At 74.1% G+C, this 16,920-nt stretch carries 13 protein-coding genes; 6 read left to right on the forward strand and 7 right to left on the reverse strand.

From position 1 onward, the window contains the following. Positions 1–21 precede the first annotated feature (21 nt). Positions 22–4,677: an ATP-dependent helicase gene (locus FHU34_RS26670; RefSeq protein WP_145784969.1), complete on the forward strand. Its 4,656-nt coding sequence runs from the start codon at positions 22–24 to the stop codon at positions 4,675–4,677. 6 nt (positions 4,678–4,683) lie between these two features. On the opposite strand, the gene FHU34_RS33430 is transcribed toward FHU34_RS26670, so the two are convergent. Beyond that, positions 4,684–5,271 (reverse strand): hypothetical protein, encoded by a 588-nt coding sequence (locus FHU34_RS33430; protein WP_208745082.1) that lies wholly within the window; start codon positions 5,269–5,271, stop codon positions 4,684–4,686. Positions 5,272–5,431: 160 nt separating this feature from the next. Here FHU34_RS33430 and FHU34_RS33435 point away from each other — a divergent pair, with 160 nt between their 5' ends. From FHU34_RS33435 to FHU34_RS26685, 3 genes are read left to right on the forward strand one after another with little or no spacing between them, the layout of a single operon-like run. After that, on the forward strand, positions 5,432–5,929 hold the full coding sequence (locus tag FHU34_RS33435; RefSeq protein ID WP_208745083.1) for a GNAT family N-acetyltransferase: 498 nt from the start codon (positions 5,432–5,434) through the stop codon (positions 5,927–5,929). Positions 5,930–5,938: 9 nt separating this feature from the next. Further along, positions 5,939–6,739 (forward strand): SAM hydrolase/SAM-dependent halogenase family protein, encoded by an 801-nt coding sequence (locus tag FHU34_RS26680; protein ID WP_145784971.1) that lies wholly within the window; start codon positions 5,939–5,941, stop codon positions 6,737–6,739. A gap of 25 nt (positions 6,740–6,764) precedes the next feature. Continuing rightward, a complete protein-coding gene (locus FHU34_RS26685; protein WP_088946738.1) occupies positions 6,765–7,007 on the forward strand; it encodes a CPCC family cysteine-rich protein in 243 nt (80 codons plus the stop codon). Positions 7,008–7,034: 27 nt separating this feature from the next. On the opposite strand, the gene FHU34_RS26690 is transcribed toward FHU34_RS26685, so the two are convergent. Then, a complete protein-coding gene (locus FHU34_RS26690; protein WP_145784972.1) occupies positions 7,035–8,297 on the reverse strand; it encodes a hypothetical protein in 1,263 nt (420 codons plus the stop codon). Between the two features lie 109 nt (positions 8,298–8,406). Here FHU34_RS26690 and FHU34_RS26695 point away from each other — a divergent pair, with 109 nt between their 5' ends. Both FHU34_RS26695 and FHU34_RS26700 read left to right on the forward strand, forming a co-directional pair. After that, positions 8,407–9,216 (forward strand): DNA-formamidopyrimidine glycosylase family protein, encoded by an 810-nt coding sequence (locus FHU34_RS26695; RefSeq protein ID WP_145784973.1) that lies wholly within the window; start codon positions 8,407–8,409, stop codon positions 9,214–9,216. Positions 9,217–9,371: 155 nt separating this feature from the next. Further along, positions 9,372–12,989 (forward strand): hypothetical protein, encoded by a 3,618-nt coding sequence (locus FHU34_RS26700; RefSeq protein ID WP_145784974.1) that lies wholly within the window; start codon positions 9,372–9,374, stop codon positions 12,987–12,989. A gap of 20 nt (positions 12,990–13,009) precedes the next feature. Here the strand turns inward: FHU34_RS26700 and pspM are convergent, their stop codons facing one another. The 5 genes from pspM to pgsA form a co-directional block, all read right to left on the reverse strand. Next, positions 13,010–13,795: a phage shock envelope stress response protein PspM gene (pspM, locus tag FHU34_RS26705; protein WP_145784975.1), complete on the reverse strand. Its 786-nt coding sequence runs from the start codon at positions 13,793–13,795 to the stop codon at positions 13,010–13,012. A gap of 23 nt (positions 13,796–13,818) precedes the next feature. Next, complete coding sequence (locus FHU34_RS26710; RefSeq protein WP_145784976.1) at positions 13,819–14,691, reverse strand: PspA/IM30 family protein; 873 nt, start codon at positions 14,689–14,691, stop codon at positions 13,819–13,821. Between the two features lie 196 nt (positions 14,692–14,887). Beyond that, positions 14,888–15,328 (reverse strand): helix-turn-helix domain-containing protein, encoded by a 441-nt coding sequence (locus FHU34_RS26715; protein WP_145784977.1) that lies wholly within the window; start codon positions 15,326–15,328, stop codon positions 14,888–14,890. A 153-nt stretch (positions 15,329–15,481) separates the two neighbouring features. Further along, positions 15,482–16,159 (reverse strand): CinA family protein, encoded by a 678-nt coding sequence (locus tag FHU34_RS26720; RefSeq protein WP_145784978.1) that lies wholly within the window; start codon positions 16,157–16,159, stop codon positions 15,482–15,484. Positions 16,160–16,319: 160 nt separating this feature from the next. Further along, positions 16,320–16,913, reverse strand: coding sequence for a CDP-diacylglycerol--glycerol-3-phosphate 3-phosphatidyltransferase (pgsA, locus tag FHU34_RS26725; protein ID WP_145784979.1), 594 nt, complete (start codon positions 16,911–16,913; stop codon positions 16,320–16,322). Between the last annotated feature and the right edge of the window lie 7 nt (positions 16,914–16,920).

The following is a 16,920-nucleotide window of genomic DNA, read 5'->3' on the forward strand; positions in this document are numbered from 1 at the left end:
CCGGCGGGGCACGATGGACCGGTGACCGGGGCAGACGCAGACGCCGGCACGGTGCTCGCCGGGTTCGGTCCGGCCACCCGTGCCTGGTTCGACGCGGCCTTCGCCGCGCCCACTGCCGCCCAGACCGGCGCCTGGCGGTCCGTCGCCGCCGGGCGCAACGCCCTCGTGGTGGCGCCCACCGGCTCGGGCAAGACGCTCGCGGCCTTCCTCTGGTCACTGGACCGGCTGTCCCGCGAGCCGGCACCGGCCGAGGCCCGCCAGCGGTGCCGCGTGCTCTACGTCAGCCCGCTCAAGGCGCTGGCCGTCGACGTGGAACGCAACCTGCGCGCCCCCCTCGCCGGGATCCGGCAGGCGGCGACCCGGCTGGGCATCGCACCACCCGACATCACCGTTGGCATGCGCACCGGCGACACGCCGGCGGACGAGCGACGAGCCTTCGCCCGCACCCCACCGGACATCCTCATCACCACACCCGAGTCGCTGTTCCTGCTGCTCACGTCCGCAGCTCGCGACTCGCTGCGGGGCGTTCAGACGGTGATCGTCGACGAGGTGCACGCGGTGGCCGGCAGCAAGCGTGGCGCCCACCTCGCCCTCTCCCTCGAACGCCTCGACGAGCTGCTGCCCGCCCCGGCGCAACGCATCGGCCTCTCCGCCACCGTCCGGCCGATCGACGCCTGCGCGCAGTTCCTCGGCGGCGCCCGTCCGGTCGACGTGGTGCAGCCGGCCACCCCGAAGACCATCGAGGTCAGCGTTCAGGTCCCGGTGGAGGACATGACCCGCCTCGACGAGCAGGAGCAGCCACCGGAGGACGACCTCGGCGGCCCCGGGCCACGACGTGCCTCGATCTGGCCGGCCGTCGAGGAACGGGTCTTCACACTCATCGGCCAGCATCGGTCGACGATCGTCTTCACCAACTCCCGCCGCAGCGCCGAACGCCTCTGCGCCCGGCTCAACGAGCTCGCCGCCGAAGAGGCGACCGAGAGCGCTATCGGCGTACCGGAAGGGTTGTCGGCCGACGACGACCTGGCGGGCGACCGCGACCCGGCGTCCGGGGCGCAGCGGTGGGGTGGACCCGCCGGCCCGGTGCGCAACCGGCCACCAGCCGAGGTAATGGCCCAGTCCGGCGCGGCCACCGGCGCGACGCCGGTGATCGCCCGCGCCCACCACGGCAGCGTGTCCCGGGAGGAGCGCAAGCACATCGAGGAGGCGCTCAAGTCCGGCCAGCTGCCGGCGGTCGTGGCCACCTCCAGCCTGGAGCTGGGCATCGACATGGGCGCTGTCGACCTGGTGGTGCAGATCGAGGCGCCACCCAGCGTGGCCGCTGGTCTGCAACGGGTCGGCCGGGCCGGGCACCAGGTGGGCGCGGTCTCCCGTGGGGTGGTCTTCCCGAAGCACCGCGGCGACCTGCTGTCCTGCGCAGTGGTCGCCGAGCGGATGACCGACGGCGCGATCGAGGAGCTGCACTACCCGCGCAATCCCCTGGACGTGCTGGCCCAGCAGATCGTGGCGATGGTGGCACTGGAGCCGTGGCAGCTCGGCGACCTGGCCGTGCTGGTCCGCCGGGCCGCGCCCTTCGCCGAGCTGCCCGACTCGGCGCTGCACGCCGTTCTGGACATGCTCTCCGGCCGATACCCGTCCACCGCGTTCGCCGAGCTGCGTCCCCGACTGGTGTGGGACCGGGCCACCGACCTGCTCACCGGCCGTCCCGGCGCACAGCGACTCGCGGTGACCAGCGGCGGCACCATCCCCGACCGCGGCCTGTTCGGGGTGTTCCTGGCCGGCGCGGAGCGGGCCGCCCGCGTCGGTGAGCTGGACGAGGAGATGGTCTACGAGTCGCGGGTCGGCGACGTCTTCCTGCTCGGCTCCTCCTCCTGGCGCATCGAGGAGATCACCCCGGACCGGGTGCTGGTCTCGCCCGCCCCCGGTCAGGCGGCGCGGATGCCGTTCTGGAAGGGCGACCAGCTGGGCCGACCGGTGGAGCTGGGCCGGGCCATCGGCGCCCGGGTGCGCACCCTGCTGCGACAGAGCGACGAGGCGGCGCTGGCCGCGCTGCGCGACGGCGGCCTGGACGAGTGGGCGGCCGGCAACCTGATGGCCTACCTCCGTGATCAACGCGAGGCCACCCGCTCGCTGCCCGACGACCGGACGATCGTGGTCGAGCGGTTCCGTGACGAGCTGGGTGACTGGCGGCTCGCCGTGCACAGCGTCCTCGGTGCCCGGGTCAACGGGCCCTGGGCGCTGGCGGTGGGCCGCCGGCTGGCTGAACGGTACGGGGTGGACGCTCAGGTGATGCCCTCCGACGACGGCATCGTGGTGCGACTGCCGGACACCGCCGACGAGCCGCCCGGCGCCGACATCGTGGTCTTCGAGCCGGACGAGATCGCCCAGCTCGTGGAGGAGTCGGTCGGCACCTCCGCGCTCTTCGCCGCCCGTTTCCGGGAGTGCGCCGCCCGGTCGCTGCTGCTCCCCCGCCGCGACCCGCGCCGCCGCCAACCGCTCTGGCAGCAGCGGCAACGGGCCGCTCAACTGCTCGACGTCGCCCGCGAGTACGCCGACTTCCCGGTCACTCTGGAGGCAGCCCGGGAGTGCCTCCAGGACGTCTTCGACCAGCCCGCACTGGCCGGGCTGATGCGTGACCTGGCCACCCGCAAGGTGCGGTTGGTCGAGGTCGAGACCAGCGCGCCGTCCCCGTTCGCCCGTTCGCTGCTCTTCGGTTACGTCGGCGCGTTCCTCTACGAGGGCGACGCGCCGCTCGCCGAGCGTCGCGCCGCCGCGCTCGCCCTGGACTCCACGCTCCTCGGCGAGCTGCTCGGTCGGGTCGACCTGCGCGAGCTGCTCGACCCGGCGGTGCTCACCGAGACGGATCGGCAGCTGCGGTGGCTGACCGAGCAACGCCGCCCCCGCGACGCCGAGGACGTCGTCGAGCTGCTGCGGGTTCTCGGTGACCTGAGCGACGCCGAGTTGACCGAGCGGGGGGTGCCCGAGGCCTGGCTGACCGAGCTGGAGGCCACCCGCCGGGTGCTGCGGGTCCGGATCGCCGGGGAGCAACGCTGGGTGGGCGTCGAGGACGCCGCCCGGCTGCGCGACGCTCTCGGCGTGGCGTTGCCGGTCGGGGTGGCCGAGGCGTACCTCGCCCCGGTGGCCGATCCGCTCGGCGACCTGGTGGCCCGCTACGCCCGCACCCATGGGCCGTTCGCGGCGGCCAGCTGTGCCGCCCGCTTCGGGCTCGGCGTGTTCGTCGTCGAGCAGGCGTTGCGCCGGCTCGGCGCGACCGGACGGGTGGTCTCCGGGGAGTTCACCCCGGACTCGGCCGGCGCGCAGTGGTGCGACGCCGAGGTGCTGCGGATGCTGCGCCGCCGTTCACTCGCGGCGCTGCGCCGGGAGATCGAGCCGGTGCCGCCCCGGGCGCTCGCCACGTTCCTGCCCCGCTGGCAGCAGGTCGGCTCCTCCGCCCGAGGTGTGGAGGCGCTCGCCGCGACGGTGGAGCAGTTGCAGGGCGCGGCGGTGCCGGCGTCCGCCCTGGAGCGGCTGGTGCTGCCCGGTCGGGTCGCCGACTACTCCCCCGCCCAGCTCGACGAGCTGTGCGCCAGCGGGGAGGTGCTGTGGGCGGGGTCGGGTGCGATCTCCGGGGGCGACGGCTGGGTGACCCTCGCGTACGCGGACGTCGCTCCACTGCTGCTTCCGCCGCCGGACGAGGCGTTGACCCGTACCCCGCTGCACGACGCGGTGCTCGACGCGCTCGACGACGGGCAGGCGCTGTTCTTCCGGGCCTTGGCCGACCGGGTCGGCTCGACCGACGACGCCGCGCTGACCACAGTGATCTGGGACCTGGTCTGGGCCGGGCACCTCACCAACGACACCCTCGCTCCGCTGCGCGCGGTGCTCGGTGCCGGCGGTGCACACCGCTCGCGGCCGTCCGCGCCCCGCACCCGTTACCGGCGTCCGGGTCGGGTGGCACTGCCCACCCGGAGTGGCCCGCCGACCGTCGCCGGTCGGTGGTCGCGCCTGCCGGAGCGGGACGTCGACCCGACCCGACGGGCGGCGGCGCTCGCCGACGTCCTGCTGGAACGGCACGGGGTGGTCACCCGCGGCGCGGTGATGGCCGAGCAGGTGGTCGGCGGTTTCTCGGCGGTCTACCCGGTGCTGTCGGCCCTGGAGGAGCGCGGCGCGGCCCGCCGGGGTTACTTCGTCGAAGGGCTGGGCGCGGCGCAGTTCGCGGTACCGGGCGCGGTGGACCGGCTCCGCGCGTTGGCCGACTCCACCGACGGCGCGCGGGGCCGGGGCACACCGGCCACCGTGCTCGCCGCCACCGACCCCGCCAACCCGTACGGCGCGGCGCTGCCCTGGCCGGACCGGGTGCTCGACTCCGGTGACGGGGCCGCCCCGGCGACCGGGCACCGGGCCGGCCGCAAGGCCGGTGCGCTGGTGGTGCAGGTCGGCGGTGACCTCGTCCTCTACGTGGAACGCGGCGGCCGGACGCTGCTCTCCTTCAGCGACGACGCGGACGCCCTCGCCGCGGCCGGCAAGGCGCTCGCCGACGCCGTCCATTCGGGCGCATTGGGTGCGATGTCGGTGGAGCGGGCCGACGGCGAGGCGGTGCACTCCTCACCGCTGCGCGACGCGCTGACCTCCGCCGGTTTCCGGGCCACCCCCCGTGGCCTGCGCCTGCGCGGCTGACCGCGCTCAGCCGAGGCTGTCGAGGACCTTCTCGTAGCGGGGACGGTCGGCGGCCGGGGTCTTCGCCGCCAGGTAGTTGAGCACCACCGCTCCACGCCGGTACGACTGACCACCCCAGGTCTCCGCGATGTCGCTGGCGCTGGTCTCGTCGGGGAACACGTACACCGTGACGGCGTCGGTGGCGACGACCTCGGAACAGCCCAGGCCCAGCCCGTCCGGCCCACAGTCGACCGAGCGGTCCTTCGGGTGCGGCACCTTCAGACCCGCTGCCTTGAAGGCGGTGACCACCTGCGTGGCGCCCGGAGCCCCGGCCGGCCGCTGCGGCAGCACCACCGGCGGCGGGCTGGCTTTCCGGCGCTGCGTGGGCCCCTGCGGCGGGACGGACGGCGCGCCGGATCCTGGGGTCGGCGGCGGTGCGACCCCGTCGGTGCTGGGCGGGGCAGCCGAGGGAGTCGGCGCACTCGGGAGTCCGGTGGCCGCCGGGGCGGAGAAGGACGAGACGCTGGGGGCCGCGCTCGACGGGCCCGCGTCGTCGGCACCGCCGCAACCAGCGGTGACGGCGACGACGACCAGCAGGGCTCCGACGGCGGGCACGCTCCGAAGTGTCACCATCGCAGTCTGCACAACCGCGCCGGACGGCGCGAGGGGCCGGCCGGTCGCCGCGCTGTCCCGTTTCCGCCAGCCACCGGTCGACCACCGTCGGCCGGTACGCTGCAGGGCCGGCGGGCAGACGCGGACGGAAGGCGGTCGGGTCGTGGACGGGTTGGAGGTGCGGCCGGCGCGACCCACCGAGCGGGCGGCGGTCGACGCGCTGCACGAACGCGAGTGGGGTGGCCCGTACGTGGTCGCCCACGACACCCGGCACGACGTGCGTACGCTGCCGACTCTGGTCGCGGTCGACGGCGACACGGTGGTGGCCGGTGCGTTGACTTACCACGTCGACGGGGACGGCTTGGAGGTCGTCAGCCTCGTCGCGGCCGTGCCGGGCACCGGTGCCGGTACGGCCCTGCTGGCGGCGGCGACATCGATCGCCGCCGAGGCGGGCCTCGCCCGGGTGTGGCTGATCACCTCGAACGACAACCTGCGGGCGCTGCGCTTCTACCAGCGACGCGGCATGCGACTGGTCCACGTGGACCGGGGAGCGGTGGACCGCGCCCGCCACCTCAAGCCGGAGATCCCCCTCGTGGGCGAGGACGGCATTCCGCTGCACGACGAGTTGGTCCTGGAACGACGTACCGCCGTCGAGGGTTAGCCTGCGGGCATGTCCGCCACGCCCTGGATCTCCCTGACCACCGACTACGGCCTCACCGACGGCTTCGTGGCCGCCTGCCACGGGGTGATCGCCCGGCTCGCGCCGGCCGTCCGGGTCATCGACGTGACCCACCTGGTGCCACCGGCGGACGTGCGTCGGGGCGCGGCGGTGCTGGCGCAGACGGTGCCGCACCTGCCCGTTGGTGTGCACGTGGCGGTGGTCGACCCGGGGGTGGGTACCGCCCGCCGGGGAGTCGCGCTGGCCACCCCCGGTGGGTTGCTGGTCGGCCCGGACAACGGGCTGCTGCCGGACGCCGCCGCCGCTCTCGGCGGGGTGACCGCTGCGGTGCAGCTGGTCGAGCCGCGCTGGCTGGCCGGGCGGGTGTCCAGCACGTTCCACGGACGGGACGTCTTCGCACCGGCGGCGGCCCGGCTGGCCCTCGGCGCTCCGCTGGCCGAGGCGGGGCCGCCGGTCGATCCGGCGGACCTGGTCCGGCTGCCGACGCCGACGCTGACAGTGGACGACGAGGGCTTCACCGCCGAGGTGGTGACAGTGGACCATTTCGGCAACGTCCAGTTGGCCGCACCAGCGCGCCTGCTCGACCCGCTTCCGGCGGCGCTGCGGGTCGGGTCGCCCGGTTCGGAGCCGACCCGACCGGCCGTGCGGGGCCGGACCTTCGCCGACGCCCCGGCCGACGGTCTGGTGGTGTACGTCGACTCGGCCGATCTGGTGGCGGTCGCTGTCAACGGCGGGCGGGCGGTGGACCTCCTCCGGGTGGACCCGGGTGACGTCCTGCGGGTTTCCCGCTGATATTCGACTGTGGAATGCTGCCCCGGTGGGTGAACAAGTGGTTCCCGTGGGTTGTCCCTGCTGCGCCTCACGGACCGGCGGGGGGACCTGCCCGGTCTGTTTCTGGACCGACGACGGCCAGACCGACGCCGACGCCGATGCGGTCCGGGGTGGCCCGAACGGCGACCTGAGCCTGTCGCACGCCCGACTCAACTACGCCGTCTACGGTGCCAGCCACCCGCGCTACCAGGACATGGTGCGGCAGGCCCGCCCCGACGAGCGCCCCTGACGCAGCACTCGACGGGGCGGGCACGGGTCAGCAGACCGGCACGCTGCCGCCGTACACGCTGGAGATGTAGGCGTGGCTGACGTACTGCCCGGTCGCCAGGCGGTTCCAGCGGGTGGTGGTGCGGTACGGGCCGGCCACCGACTGTCCGGTGACGTAGCACTGGATCGGCACGTGGGCAAGTCGGGCGGCGAGGCCCCGCACGGCGTACGAGGTGCCGGCCCCGGAGCGGATGTTGAGCGGGCCGTCACCGACCACGCCCCGTGGTCCGCCACCGGTCCACAGGTAGGCGACGTCCACCCAGGCGTTGGTGGTCAGCTGGAGGCCATCCCAGAAGGTGCCGTCGGCGAGGTCGATGCCGGCCGGGTTGAGCACGGTACGCCCGAACTGGTCCCGCCCACCGTTGTAACCGGACTGGTACGCGGCCTGCGCCTCGGGCCGGCCCTGCGGCAGGTTCTTCCAGTTCTCCCGTACCGATGACGGGTTCCAGTAGTCGTCGCGGGTGTTCCAGGGCCCGACGTCCCAGACCGGCGCGTACTCGCAGCGGGCGCCGTTGGTCGTGCAGACCCGCACTGTGTAGTCGCCGGTGTTGAGCGGGGACAGGCCGCGCCGCGACGGCAGCGCCACGAAGTGGTCCCGGGGTTGCACGGTACGGCCGTTGGCGGTCACCTCGCCGACCAGCCCGATGCGGGTGGCGTACACCCGGTAGGTGCGGCCGGGTGTGGCGGCGGACACGGCGGCTGTCGCGTCGGCGGTGAGCCGCACGCCGCGTACGGTCGCGGTGGCACCGCCGTTGGTCGCGGTGAGCACCACCCGGGTCTGCACCCGGGTGACCGACCTGTCGAAGACCGCGCCGGCGGTGGCGGCCTGCCACTCCGTCCAGCCGAGGGTGCGCCAGCCGCGGACCTGCGCCTCCACTGTCGCGCCGCCGGGGACCGACGCGTCGATCTCGGCGCGGACCCGGGTGGCCGGTCGGGCGAGGGTGCGGGAGGTGGTCAGCAGCATCCCTTCGGCGACGGCGCTGTGCGGGCTTCGCGCACGGTGTCCGGTCGCCCGGGTCTCGCGCAGCCGCAGCCCGGCGGCGGTACGTCGGACGTTGACGTCGTCGCGGTCCACGACGGAGAGGTCGGCGTCCCACCGTTCGCCGCTCGGGGCGGCAGCGGCGAGGACGAGCGGACTGCCTGTCGCGGCGTCGGCAACGCCGCCGACGGTGGGTAGGAGCGCGGCGGTGAGCAGGAAGGAGGACGTGGCGACGAGGGCGACGGACGGGATACGACAACGCGGTCGCGTCATGGGCATTCTCCTCAGAACCCCTTGACCCTCGCATGTCGGGAGATCATGAGGAACCTGAGTACAAATAGCGACACATGCGAATTCTGCTCGAAAGAGGGAGGATGGCAGGGTGCCCGAAGGAGACACCGTCTGGAACACCGCGCGCGTGCTGCACCGCGCGCTCGCCGGCGCGCGGATCACCAGCAGTGACTTTCGTGTGCCGCAGCTCGCGACCACCGACCTCACCGGCTGGACCGTGCGCGAGTCGGCCAGCCGGGGCAAGCACCTGCTGCTGCGCCTCAGCGCCCCCGACGAGGCTCCCTGGACCCTGCACTCGCACCTGAGGATGGACGGCGCCTGGCGGGCGTACGCACCGGGGGAACGCTGGAACGGACGGCCCGCACACCTGATCCGGGTGGTGCTGCGCAGCCCCGGTGCCGTCGCGGTCGGCTACCACCTGCACGAGATGGCCCTGGTGCCGACGACCGAGGAGGACCGGCTGGTCGGTCACCTCGGCCCCGATCTGCTCGGCCCGGACTGGGATGCGGCCGAGGCCGTCCGCCGGCTCGGCGACCACCCGGAGCAGACCATCGGCGAGGCGCTGCTCGACCAGCGCAACCTGGCCGGGGTGGGCAATCTCTACAAGTGCGAGGTGCTGTTCCTGCGGGGCGTGTCGCCGTGGACGCCGGTCGACGCGGTACCGGACCTGCCCGGCATGGTGACCCTGGCGCAGCGGCTGCTCGCCGCCAACCGTGGCCGGTGGACGCAGAGCAGCACCGGCTCCCTGCACCGGGGGCAGACCAGCTACGTGTACGGTCGCCGCGCCCAGCCCTGCCGCCGCTGCGGCACCGCGATCCGCAAGGAGGAGCTGGGTGAACGGGTCACCTACTGGTGCCCGGTGTGCCAGCCCGAACGCCCCGGCCCACCCGCACCGGGCTGACCAGCGCGACGTTCCCCCAGAAACGGACGATTGGGTAATTCCTATCCGGCCGCCGAAGTCGCATGCTGCGGTTGAACCCTCACCGACCGTCAGCAGAGTGCCGAGGTTCGCCACGTCGGGGTGGCGGACGTCGTGCCCCGACCCCGGGGAGAGTCATGGCGATGTTCCGCAGACTCCGCTCCACCTTCTTCGAGCGGACGACCCGCGACACGGGCGACACCGCCAGCGGACGGACGGCGTCCGTGCCCGCCGCGCGTACCGCCGAGGAGACCGCCCCGGCCCCGAGCCTGGACCCGGCCGTGGTGCCGCGATACTTCGGCCCGGTGCCCAACTTCGCCCACAGCCCTCGCCCGAGGCGTGATCCCGGCGGGCGGGTGGTGCCCGGCACCGGGCTGCGCAAGTTCGTCGACCCCCTACCCGCTCCGGGCCAGCACTGCCGCACCGACCTCGGCAGCCACCTGCCGGTGGCAGCGCCGGACACGATCAGCTATCCGGGCTGCGACTACTACGAGATCGGCCTACAGGAGTACGCGCAGCGGCTGCACCGGGACCTGCCGGCCACCCGGCTGCGCGGCTACCGGCAGCTCAACCTGGGCACCGACACGACGGGCCACAACACCGTGGCGCCCCCCGACCGGCCGTGGCACCTCGGCCCGATGATCCTCGCCCGCCGGGGCCGACCGGTCCGGGTGAAGTTCATCAACCAGCTCCCCACCGGCCGGGCCGGCGAGCTGTTCCTGCCGGTGGACGACACGATCGCGGGTGCCGGTCTCGGCCCGCTGGACGGACCGGCGCCGTATCCGCAGAACCGGGCGGTGCTGCACCTGGCCGGAGCGCAGACCGGCTGGACCAGCGCCGGCAACCCCGGGCAGTGGATCACCCCGGCCGGGGAGATCACCCCGTACCCCACCGGGGTGGGCGTGACCCACGTGCCGGACATGCCGGCACCGGGCGCGGGTGCCACCACGCTCTACTACCCGAACGACCAGAGCGGCCGGCTGCTGTGGTGGCACGACAACACCGCCGGTCTGGCCCGGCTCACCGTCTACGGTGGGCAGCTCGCCCTCTACCTGCTCACCGACCCGGCCGAGGACCAGCTCGTCGCCGACGGGGTGCTCCCGGCCGACCAGCTCCCCCTGGTGATCGAGGACAAGACGTTCGTGCCGGACGACACCCAGCTCGCCGCCGAGGACCCGACCTGGGACCGGGAACGCTGGGGCGCCCGGGGCAGCCTCTGGCACCCACACGTGTACCAGCCCCGGCAGAACCCGTACCGGTCCGGCGGACGCAACCCGACCGGCCGGTGGGACTACGGCCCCTGGTCGCACAAGCCCACCCCGGACGGCGTCCACACCGACGGCTGGGCCCCGAACCCCCACCACGACCCGGTCGACGCGCCGGACGAACCACCGCTGAGCCCCGACCTGCCGCACCCGTCGGCGGTCCCCGAGGCGTACGGCGACACCCCGCTCGTCAACGGCGTCGCCTACCCGTACCTGGAGGTGCAACCGCGCGCGTACCGGTTCCGGATCCTCAACGCCTGCCTGGACCGCAACCTGAACCTCCAGCTCTACCGCGCCCGCTCCGACGAGGCGATGTGGACGGCCGACGGCGCGCTCGCCGACGCGGACGCCGGTGAGGTGCCGATGGTGCCCGCCGTGCGGGCGGCGGACCGGCCACCCGGCTGGCCGACCGACGGACGCGACGGCGGGGTGCCGGACCCGCGTGCGGCCGGGCCCGAGTTCGTCCAGATCGGCAACGAGGCCGGGCTGCTGCCCGCACCTGTGGTGCTCCCGAACCGACCGATCGGTTACCGGTACGACCGGCTCGACCCGACAGTGCTGAACGTCGACGGGCACACCCTGCTGCTCGCCCCGGGCGAGCGGGCCGACGTGCTCGTCGACTTCTCCGCCGTACCGCCGGGCAGCACCCTGATCCTGTACAACGACGCACCGGCGCCGCTGCCCGGCTACGACCCCCGCTACGACCAGCACACCGACGCGCCGGACCGCACCGCCGAGGGTGGCCCGCCTCCCACCGAGCCGGGGTACGGCCCGAACACCCGCACCCTGCTCCAGTTCCGGGTGAGCGGGGCGCCGGTGCAGCCGTACGACCTGGAACGGCTGCGCGAGCGGCTGCCAGTGGCGTACGCGGCCAGCCAGCGCCCGCCGATCGTGCCGCAGCCGGCCTACGACGCGGCGTTCGGCACGCGTACCGGGTCGGAGACGACGGTGCCGGTGCACGCCAGCACCGTGACGTTCACCCCGACGGGCAGCGCCGGCCCGGTCACACTGCCGATCACGGTCAAGGCCGCGCAGCAGGTGTTCGAGCCGGACCATGGCCGGCTGGCCGGCCGGCTCGGCGTCGGGCACCCGCACGCCGGGCCGCTCAACCCGACGACGCTGCCGCTGGGCCCCACCGACCCGGTCACCGAGGTGCTCTTCGCCACCGACCCCGCCGTGCCGGTGGGCGCGCCGGGCGACGGCACCCAACTCTGGCGGATCAGTGGCAACGTCCGGCAGACCGAGCCGCTGCACTTCGGTGGCTGCGACGTGCAGGTGGTCAACCGGGTCGGCTGGGACGGCACGGTGCGGCCACCGCACGGCAACGAGCTGGGCTGGAAGGACACCGTCCGGGTCAACCCCCGGGAGGACGTCGTGGTGGCGTTGCGTCCGGTCGCCCCGGTGCTGCCGTTCAAGCTGGGCGACAGCGTCCGACTGCTCGACCACTGTCGCCCGGCCGGGGCCCGTACCGGGTCGACCCCGGTCAGCCCGGCGGACGGGCGACCCGCCATGGTGGTCAACCAACTGGTCAACCTGGGTTGGGAGTACCGCTGGCACAGCCAGCTCGCCGGCCACCGCGACGCGGGGATGACCCGGCCACTGGTGCTGCGGGTGGCGCCGAAGGCACCGACCGGGCTGACGGCCACGCCGGTGTCCGGCTCGGCCACCGCGCTACCCGCGATCGCCCTGGCCTGGACCGGCAACGGCGGACGTCCACCGGCTACCAGCCACCTCCTGCAACGGGCCACCGACGCGACCTTCGGCGGCGAGGTCACCACGATCACCGTCGCGGCCACCGCCACCCGGTACACCGACGCGACTGTCACCCCCGGCGTGACGTACCACTACCGGATCCGGGCGGAGAACGCCGTCGGCTACTCGTCCTGGTCGAACGGGGTGCCCGCCTCGGTGCACCTGGCCGCGCCGAGCGGCCTGGTCGCGGCGCTTCCGCCGGCCGCGCCGCTGCGGGTGGCGCTGCGCTGGTCGAACCGCTCGTTCGCCACCGGGATCGACGTGCAGCGGGCAACGAACCCCACGTTCACCAGCGGCCCGGGCACCACGGCGATCAGGGTCGCCGACAACCACCTGGACGTCACCGTGGCACCGGACACCACGTACTACTACCGGGTGCGGACCACCTACCTGGGCGCCGCGTCGGCCTGGTCGACGGTCGCCACGGTTACCTCACCGCCCGCGCCAAGCACCCCCACCGGGGTGAGCGCCACCGCCAGCGCGCCCGGCCCGGACACCGCGACGGTGATCCTCGCCTGGGCGGCGAGCACACCCACCGGGCAGGGGTCCGGGTTCATCGTGCAGCGGGCCCTCGACCCGGCGTTCGACCGGGAGGTCGCCACCTTCACGGTGACCGGTAGAGGTTTCACCAACACCGGGCTGGCCCGGGGCGTGACCTACCACTACCGCATCCGGTCGTTCAACGTCGTGGGCAGCTCGCCGTACACCGGCCCGGTCCTGATCACGACCCCACCGTGACCCGCCGGTCGTGGCCCGGCTCAGCGGGTGGGCGCGCGCAGTGGTGTGCCGACGGCGCGCAGCTCGGCGAGCGCGCCGGCAACCCCGTGCAGCAGGTCGGTCGCCTCGGTGAGCCGGTCGGCGGCCGGGTGGGCGGTCTCCGGGCGGGCATCCTCGGCCAGGTAACCGGCGGCGGCGACCACCAACCGTTCGTAGGCGGCGACCCCGCCCTCCAGTTGGGCGGTCAGCACGGCGTGCGCCTCGGCCAGCGGTGCCCGCGCGTCGGCCGGGGCCAGCCGCAGCGCTCGTTCGACACTGGCCACCCGCGACGCCAGGTCGCGCAACGAACCGTCAGCGGCGGCGGCCTCCTGCACCGCGGGCTCGGCCAGCCCGGTGAGCCGGGGGGCCATCCCGGCCAGGGTGAGGGCCGCCCGGTCCAGGCGGGCCCACTGCTCGCCCGCGCTGGTGCCGCGCAGGGCGATCCGGGAGCGGACCCGGCGGACCTCGGCCAGGACGCCAGGGCCGACCGGCAGCCGCTCGACGGCGGCGACCAACCGGGCCCGCGACCGGGCCGCGGCCTCGGCCGGGTCGAGCGCGGGGGGTGCCGGCTGGGCGGCCAGGGCACGCACGTCGATCCAACGCCAAGCGGCGAGCGCTACCGCACTGCCCGCGGCGCCGGCCCAGGCCGCGTCGGGCAGACCGAGGCCGGCGTACGGGGTCAGCACCGCAGCGGCGCCGCCGAGCCCGCCGGCCAGCACACTCCACCGTCGGGCGGACCGGCGCAGCCGACCCAGCCTCCGGAAGTATCGCGTCCGCTCGTCTGCCACCCTGACCCCCTCGGTCCGCTCGATCAGCCGGCGGCGGTCGGGTCGCCGGTGCCCCGCTCACGAGCCATGCTGGCGCGCAGCTCGTCCAGCCGGGCGGCGGCCGCCGGATCGTTGGCCGGGCCGGCCTTCTCGGCCTGCGGCACGGCCTGTCGCTGCGACGCGCCGCCGAGCTGCTCCCCCGCCATGCTGGACCGGATCTGCTCCAGTCTTGCGGAACCCGCAGAATCGATGGTGGCCTTCTGGATCTCCAACATCCGGCCTTCGACAGAGTTGCCGGCCAGCTCGGCGCGACCCATCGCGTTGGCGTAGCGCCGCTCGATGCGGTCGCGCACCTCGTCCAGCGACGGGGTGTTGGTGGGCGCCGTCAGCGACGACATCGACTCCAGCGAACGGGCCACCGACTCCTGCATCTTGGCCTGCTCCAGCTGGCTGAGCAGCTTGGTGCGCTCGGCGAGCTTCTGCTGGAGGATCATCGAGTTGTTCTCGACCGCCCGACGGGCCTGGGCTGCGGCACCCAACGCCTGGTCGTGCAGGGTCTTCAGGTCCTCGGTGGCCTGCTCGGCGGAGACCAGCTGAGTGGCCAGGGTCTGCGCCGACTGCTCGAACCGTGTCGCCTCGGCCTCGTCACCCTTGGCCCGGGCCTGGTCGGACAGCACCAGGGCCTGTCGGGCGTTGCCCTGCAGCCGCTCGACCTCGGACATCTGCCGGGAGAGCTTCATCTCCAGCTGACGCTGGTTGCCGATCACCGCGGCGGCCTGCTGGACCAGCGCCTGGTGCTGCCGCTGGGCATCCTCGATGGCCTGCTGGATCTGCACCTTGGGGTCGGCGTGCTCGTCGATCTTGGCACCGAAGAGCGCCATCAGATAGTTCCAACCCTTGACGAACGGGTTCGCCATCTCCGCGGTATCCCCTCAGTCGCGTCGCTCCACCACGGTCGGGTCGGCCAGGCCGACCACGACCGGCCGGTCTCCATCGTCCCAGTCGAACGCCAGCGAAGGCACCCTTACCGTTGGTCGACTGCACCGGCAGCTCCTGCCGGCCACCCTACGCGGCTGGGGCCAACCCGCCCACGGTCAAACCGGAAGGATGGGGTCAGGCGGCGCAGACCACGTCCCGGTCGCGCTCGGTAGGGCGTACGCGCGCGCTGCGCAGCGTGGCCTTGAGCGGCGAATCCTGACGGACCGACACGGCGACCTTGCCATCGGAGGTGACCTGGCGAACGCCCCGGCTGGTGCTCTTGGCGGCCGTTGCGCCGTCGGCCGGCTCCTCCTGCATCGAGACCAGCACGCCCGGCATCTGCTCGGCGAGCGCGACGGTGTCGCTCACCTCGCGCAGCAGCTCGGACAGGCGGGCGCCGAGGGCGTCGCAGATCGCGGCGAGCAGTTCGCTGGACGGCTCCTTGTGCCCCCGCTCGATCTCGGAGAGGTAGCCGAGGCTGACGTTGGCGGCGGTGGAGACCTCACGCAGCGTGCGCTGCTGCCCCTGACGGCGCGCTCGCAGTGCGTCACCGATCACCCGGCGTAGCAGGATCATCGCACCTCCCCCTGAGGGATACCTCGCGCTCGCCGCTGGCAGCCGGTCGCGGTGGAACCGCGCCGACCCCGAACGTCGGAGCCTTCCCGCAACCGTACCCGTTGCGAGCCCGGGCGACATCCCGCCCCGCCCGTCGGTTCGTCGGCGCGGGGCTCACCGGTGGCCGGCACCGGCCGTCCCCGCCCTGCCCCGGGTGCCCCCGGCGGTCTCGGCGGCATCTTCCGGGCCGTCGACTTCTGGGGCCTCGGGGTGATCGGTCGCGGGGCCAGAATTCTGGGCGTCGGGGTCCTGGACGTCGGCGCTGTGGATCCGCTCGGCGAGTAGCCGCAGAGCCTCGACCACCGCCGCCGCTCGGACGTGGTCCCGCCCGCCGTCCAGGTCGAGCTGGCGGACCTCCCCACCGTTCGGGCCGGCGACCGCGACGTAGACCAGGCCGACGGGCTTGCCGTCCTGCGGTTCGGGGCCGGCGACACCGGTGGTCGCCACCCCCCAGTCCGCGCCGCAGCGCTGGCGACCGCCCTCGGCGAGGGCCGCCGCCACCTCCGGGTCCACCGGGCCCCGCTCGGACAGCAGGTCGGTGGGGACGCCCGCCAGGGTGCCCTTCAATTCGGTGGCGTAGACCACGAGGCCACCCCGGTAGATCCCGCTGACCCCGGCGATGTCGACGATCGATGCGGCCAGCGACCCGCCGGTGAGCGATTCGACAGTCGCGAAGGTCTCGCGCCGCTGTGCCAGCCGGTGCACCACAGCCGCCGCCGCGCTGCCCGCCGCGGCCTCGTCCGCCACCGCACCATCCCCCGCCCGCCCCGAACCACTCGCCTCGCGCTGCATGAATCCGTCCTTCCCCACCCAACGGCCCCCAACCCTGCCGCCCCGATCGCGTCGATCATGAAGTTGTCGCCACGACACGCCGCCGCGGATGGCAACAACTTCATGATCAATGAAGAGGGCGGGGTGGGACGCCCGGCCCGGAGAGCACGGGGGGCGGGGGTCAGCGAGGGCGGCGGAGGCGGAGGGCCTGGGCTATGTAGTCGAAGCCGGTGGCGACAGTGACCAGGACGGCGGCGGCCATGATCCACGGGCCGACGGCGGCGAGGGCGGCCGGCATCGGCCAGAGGTACCAGGCGATGGCGAGGATCTGGAGCGCCGTCTTGACCTTGCCGCCTCGGCTGGCGGCGATCACGCCGTGCCGGATCACCCAGAACCGCAGCCCCGTGATGCCCAGCTCACGGACCAGGATCACCGCGGTCACCCACCAGGGCAGCTGGTCGTACCAGGAGAGCAGCACCAGGGCCGCTCCGGTGAGCGCCTTGTCGGCGATCGGATCGGCCACCTTGCCGACCGAGGTGACCAGCCCGAAGCGGCGGGCGATCCAGCCGTCCACCAGGTCCGTCGCCGAGGCCACCGCGAAGATCAGGCAGGCCGCCATCCGCCAGCCCGCGTGGGTCATCCCGGACACGATCACCGAGGCGGCGAAGACCGGCACGAGGACCAGCCGCAGGGCGGTCAGCGCGTTGGCCGCGTTGAGGACGGGCACCACGGCCGCCACCGCCGGGCCGGGCGTCGACTCCGTCGCCCCGGTCACCGCGGCA

The sequence above is a fragment of the Micromonospora taraxaci genome, assembly GCF_007830095.1.
Lineage (GTDB): Bacteria > Actinomycetota > Actinomycetes > Mycobacteriales > Micromonosporaceae > Micromonospora > Micromonospora taraxaci.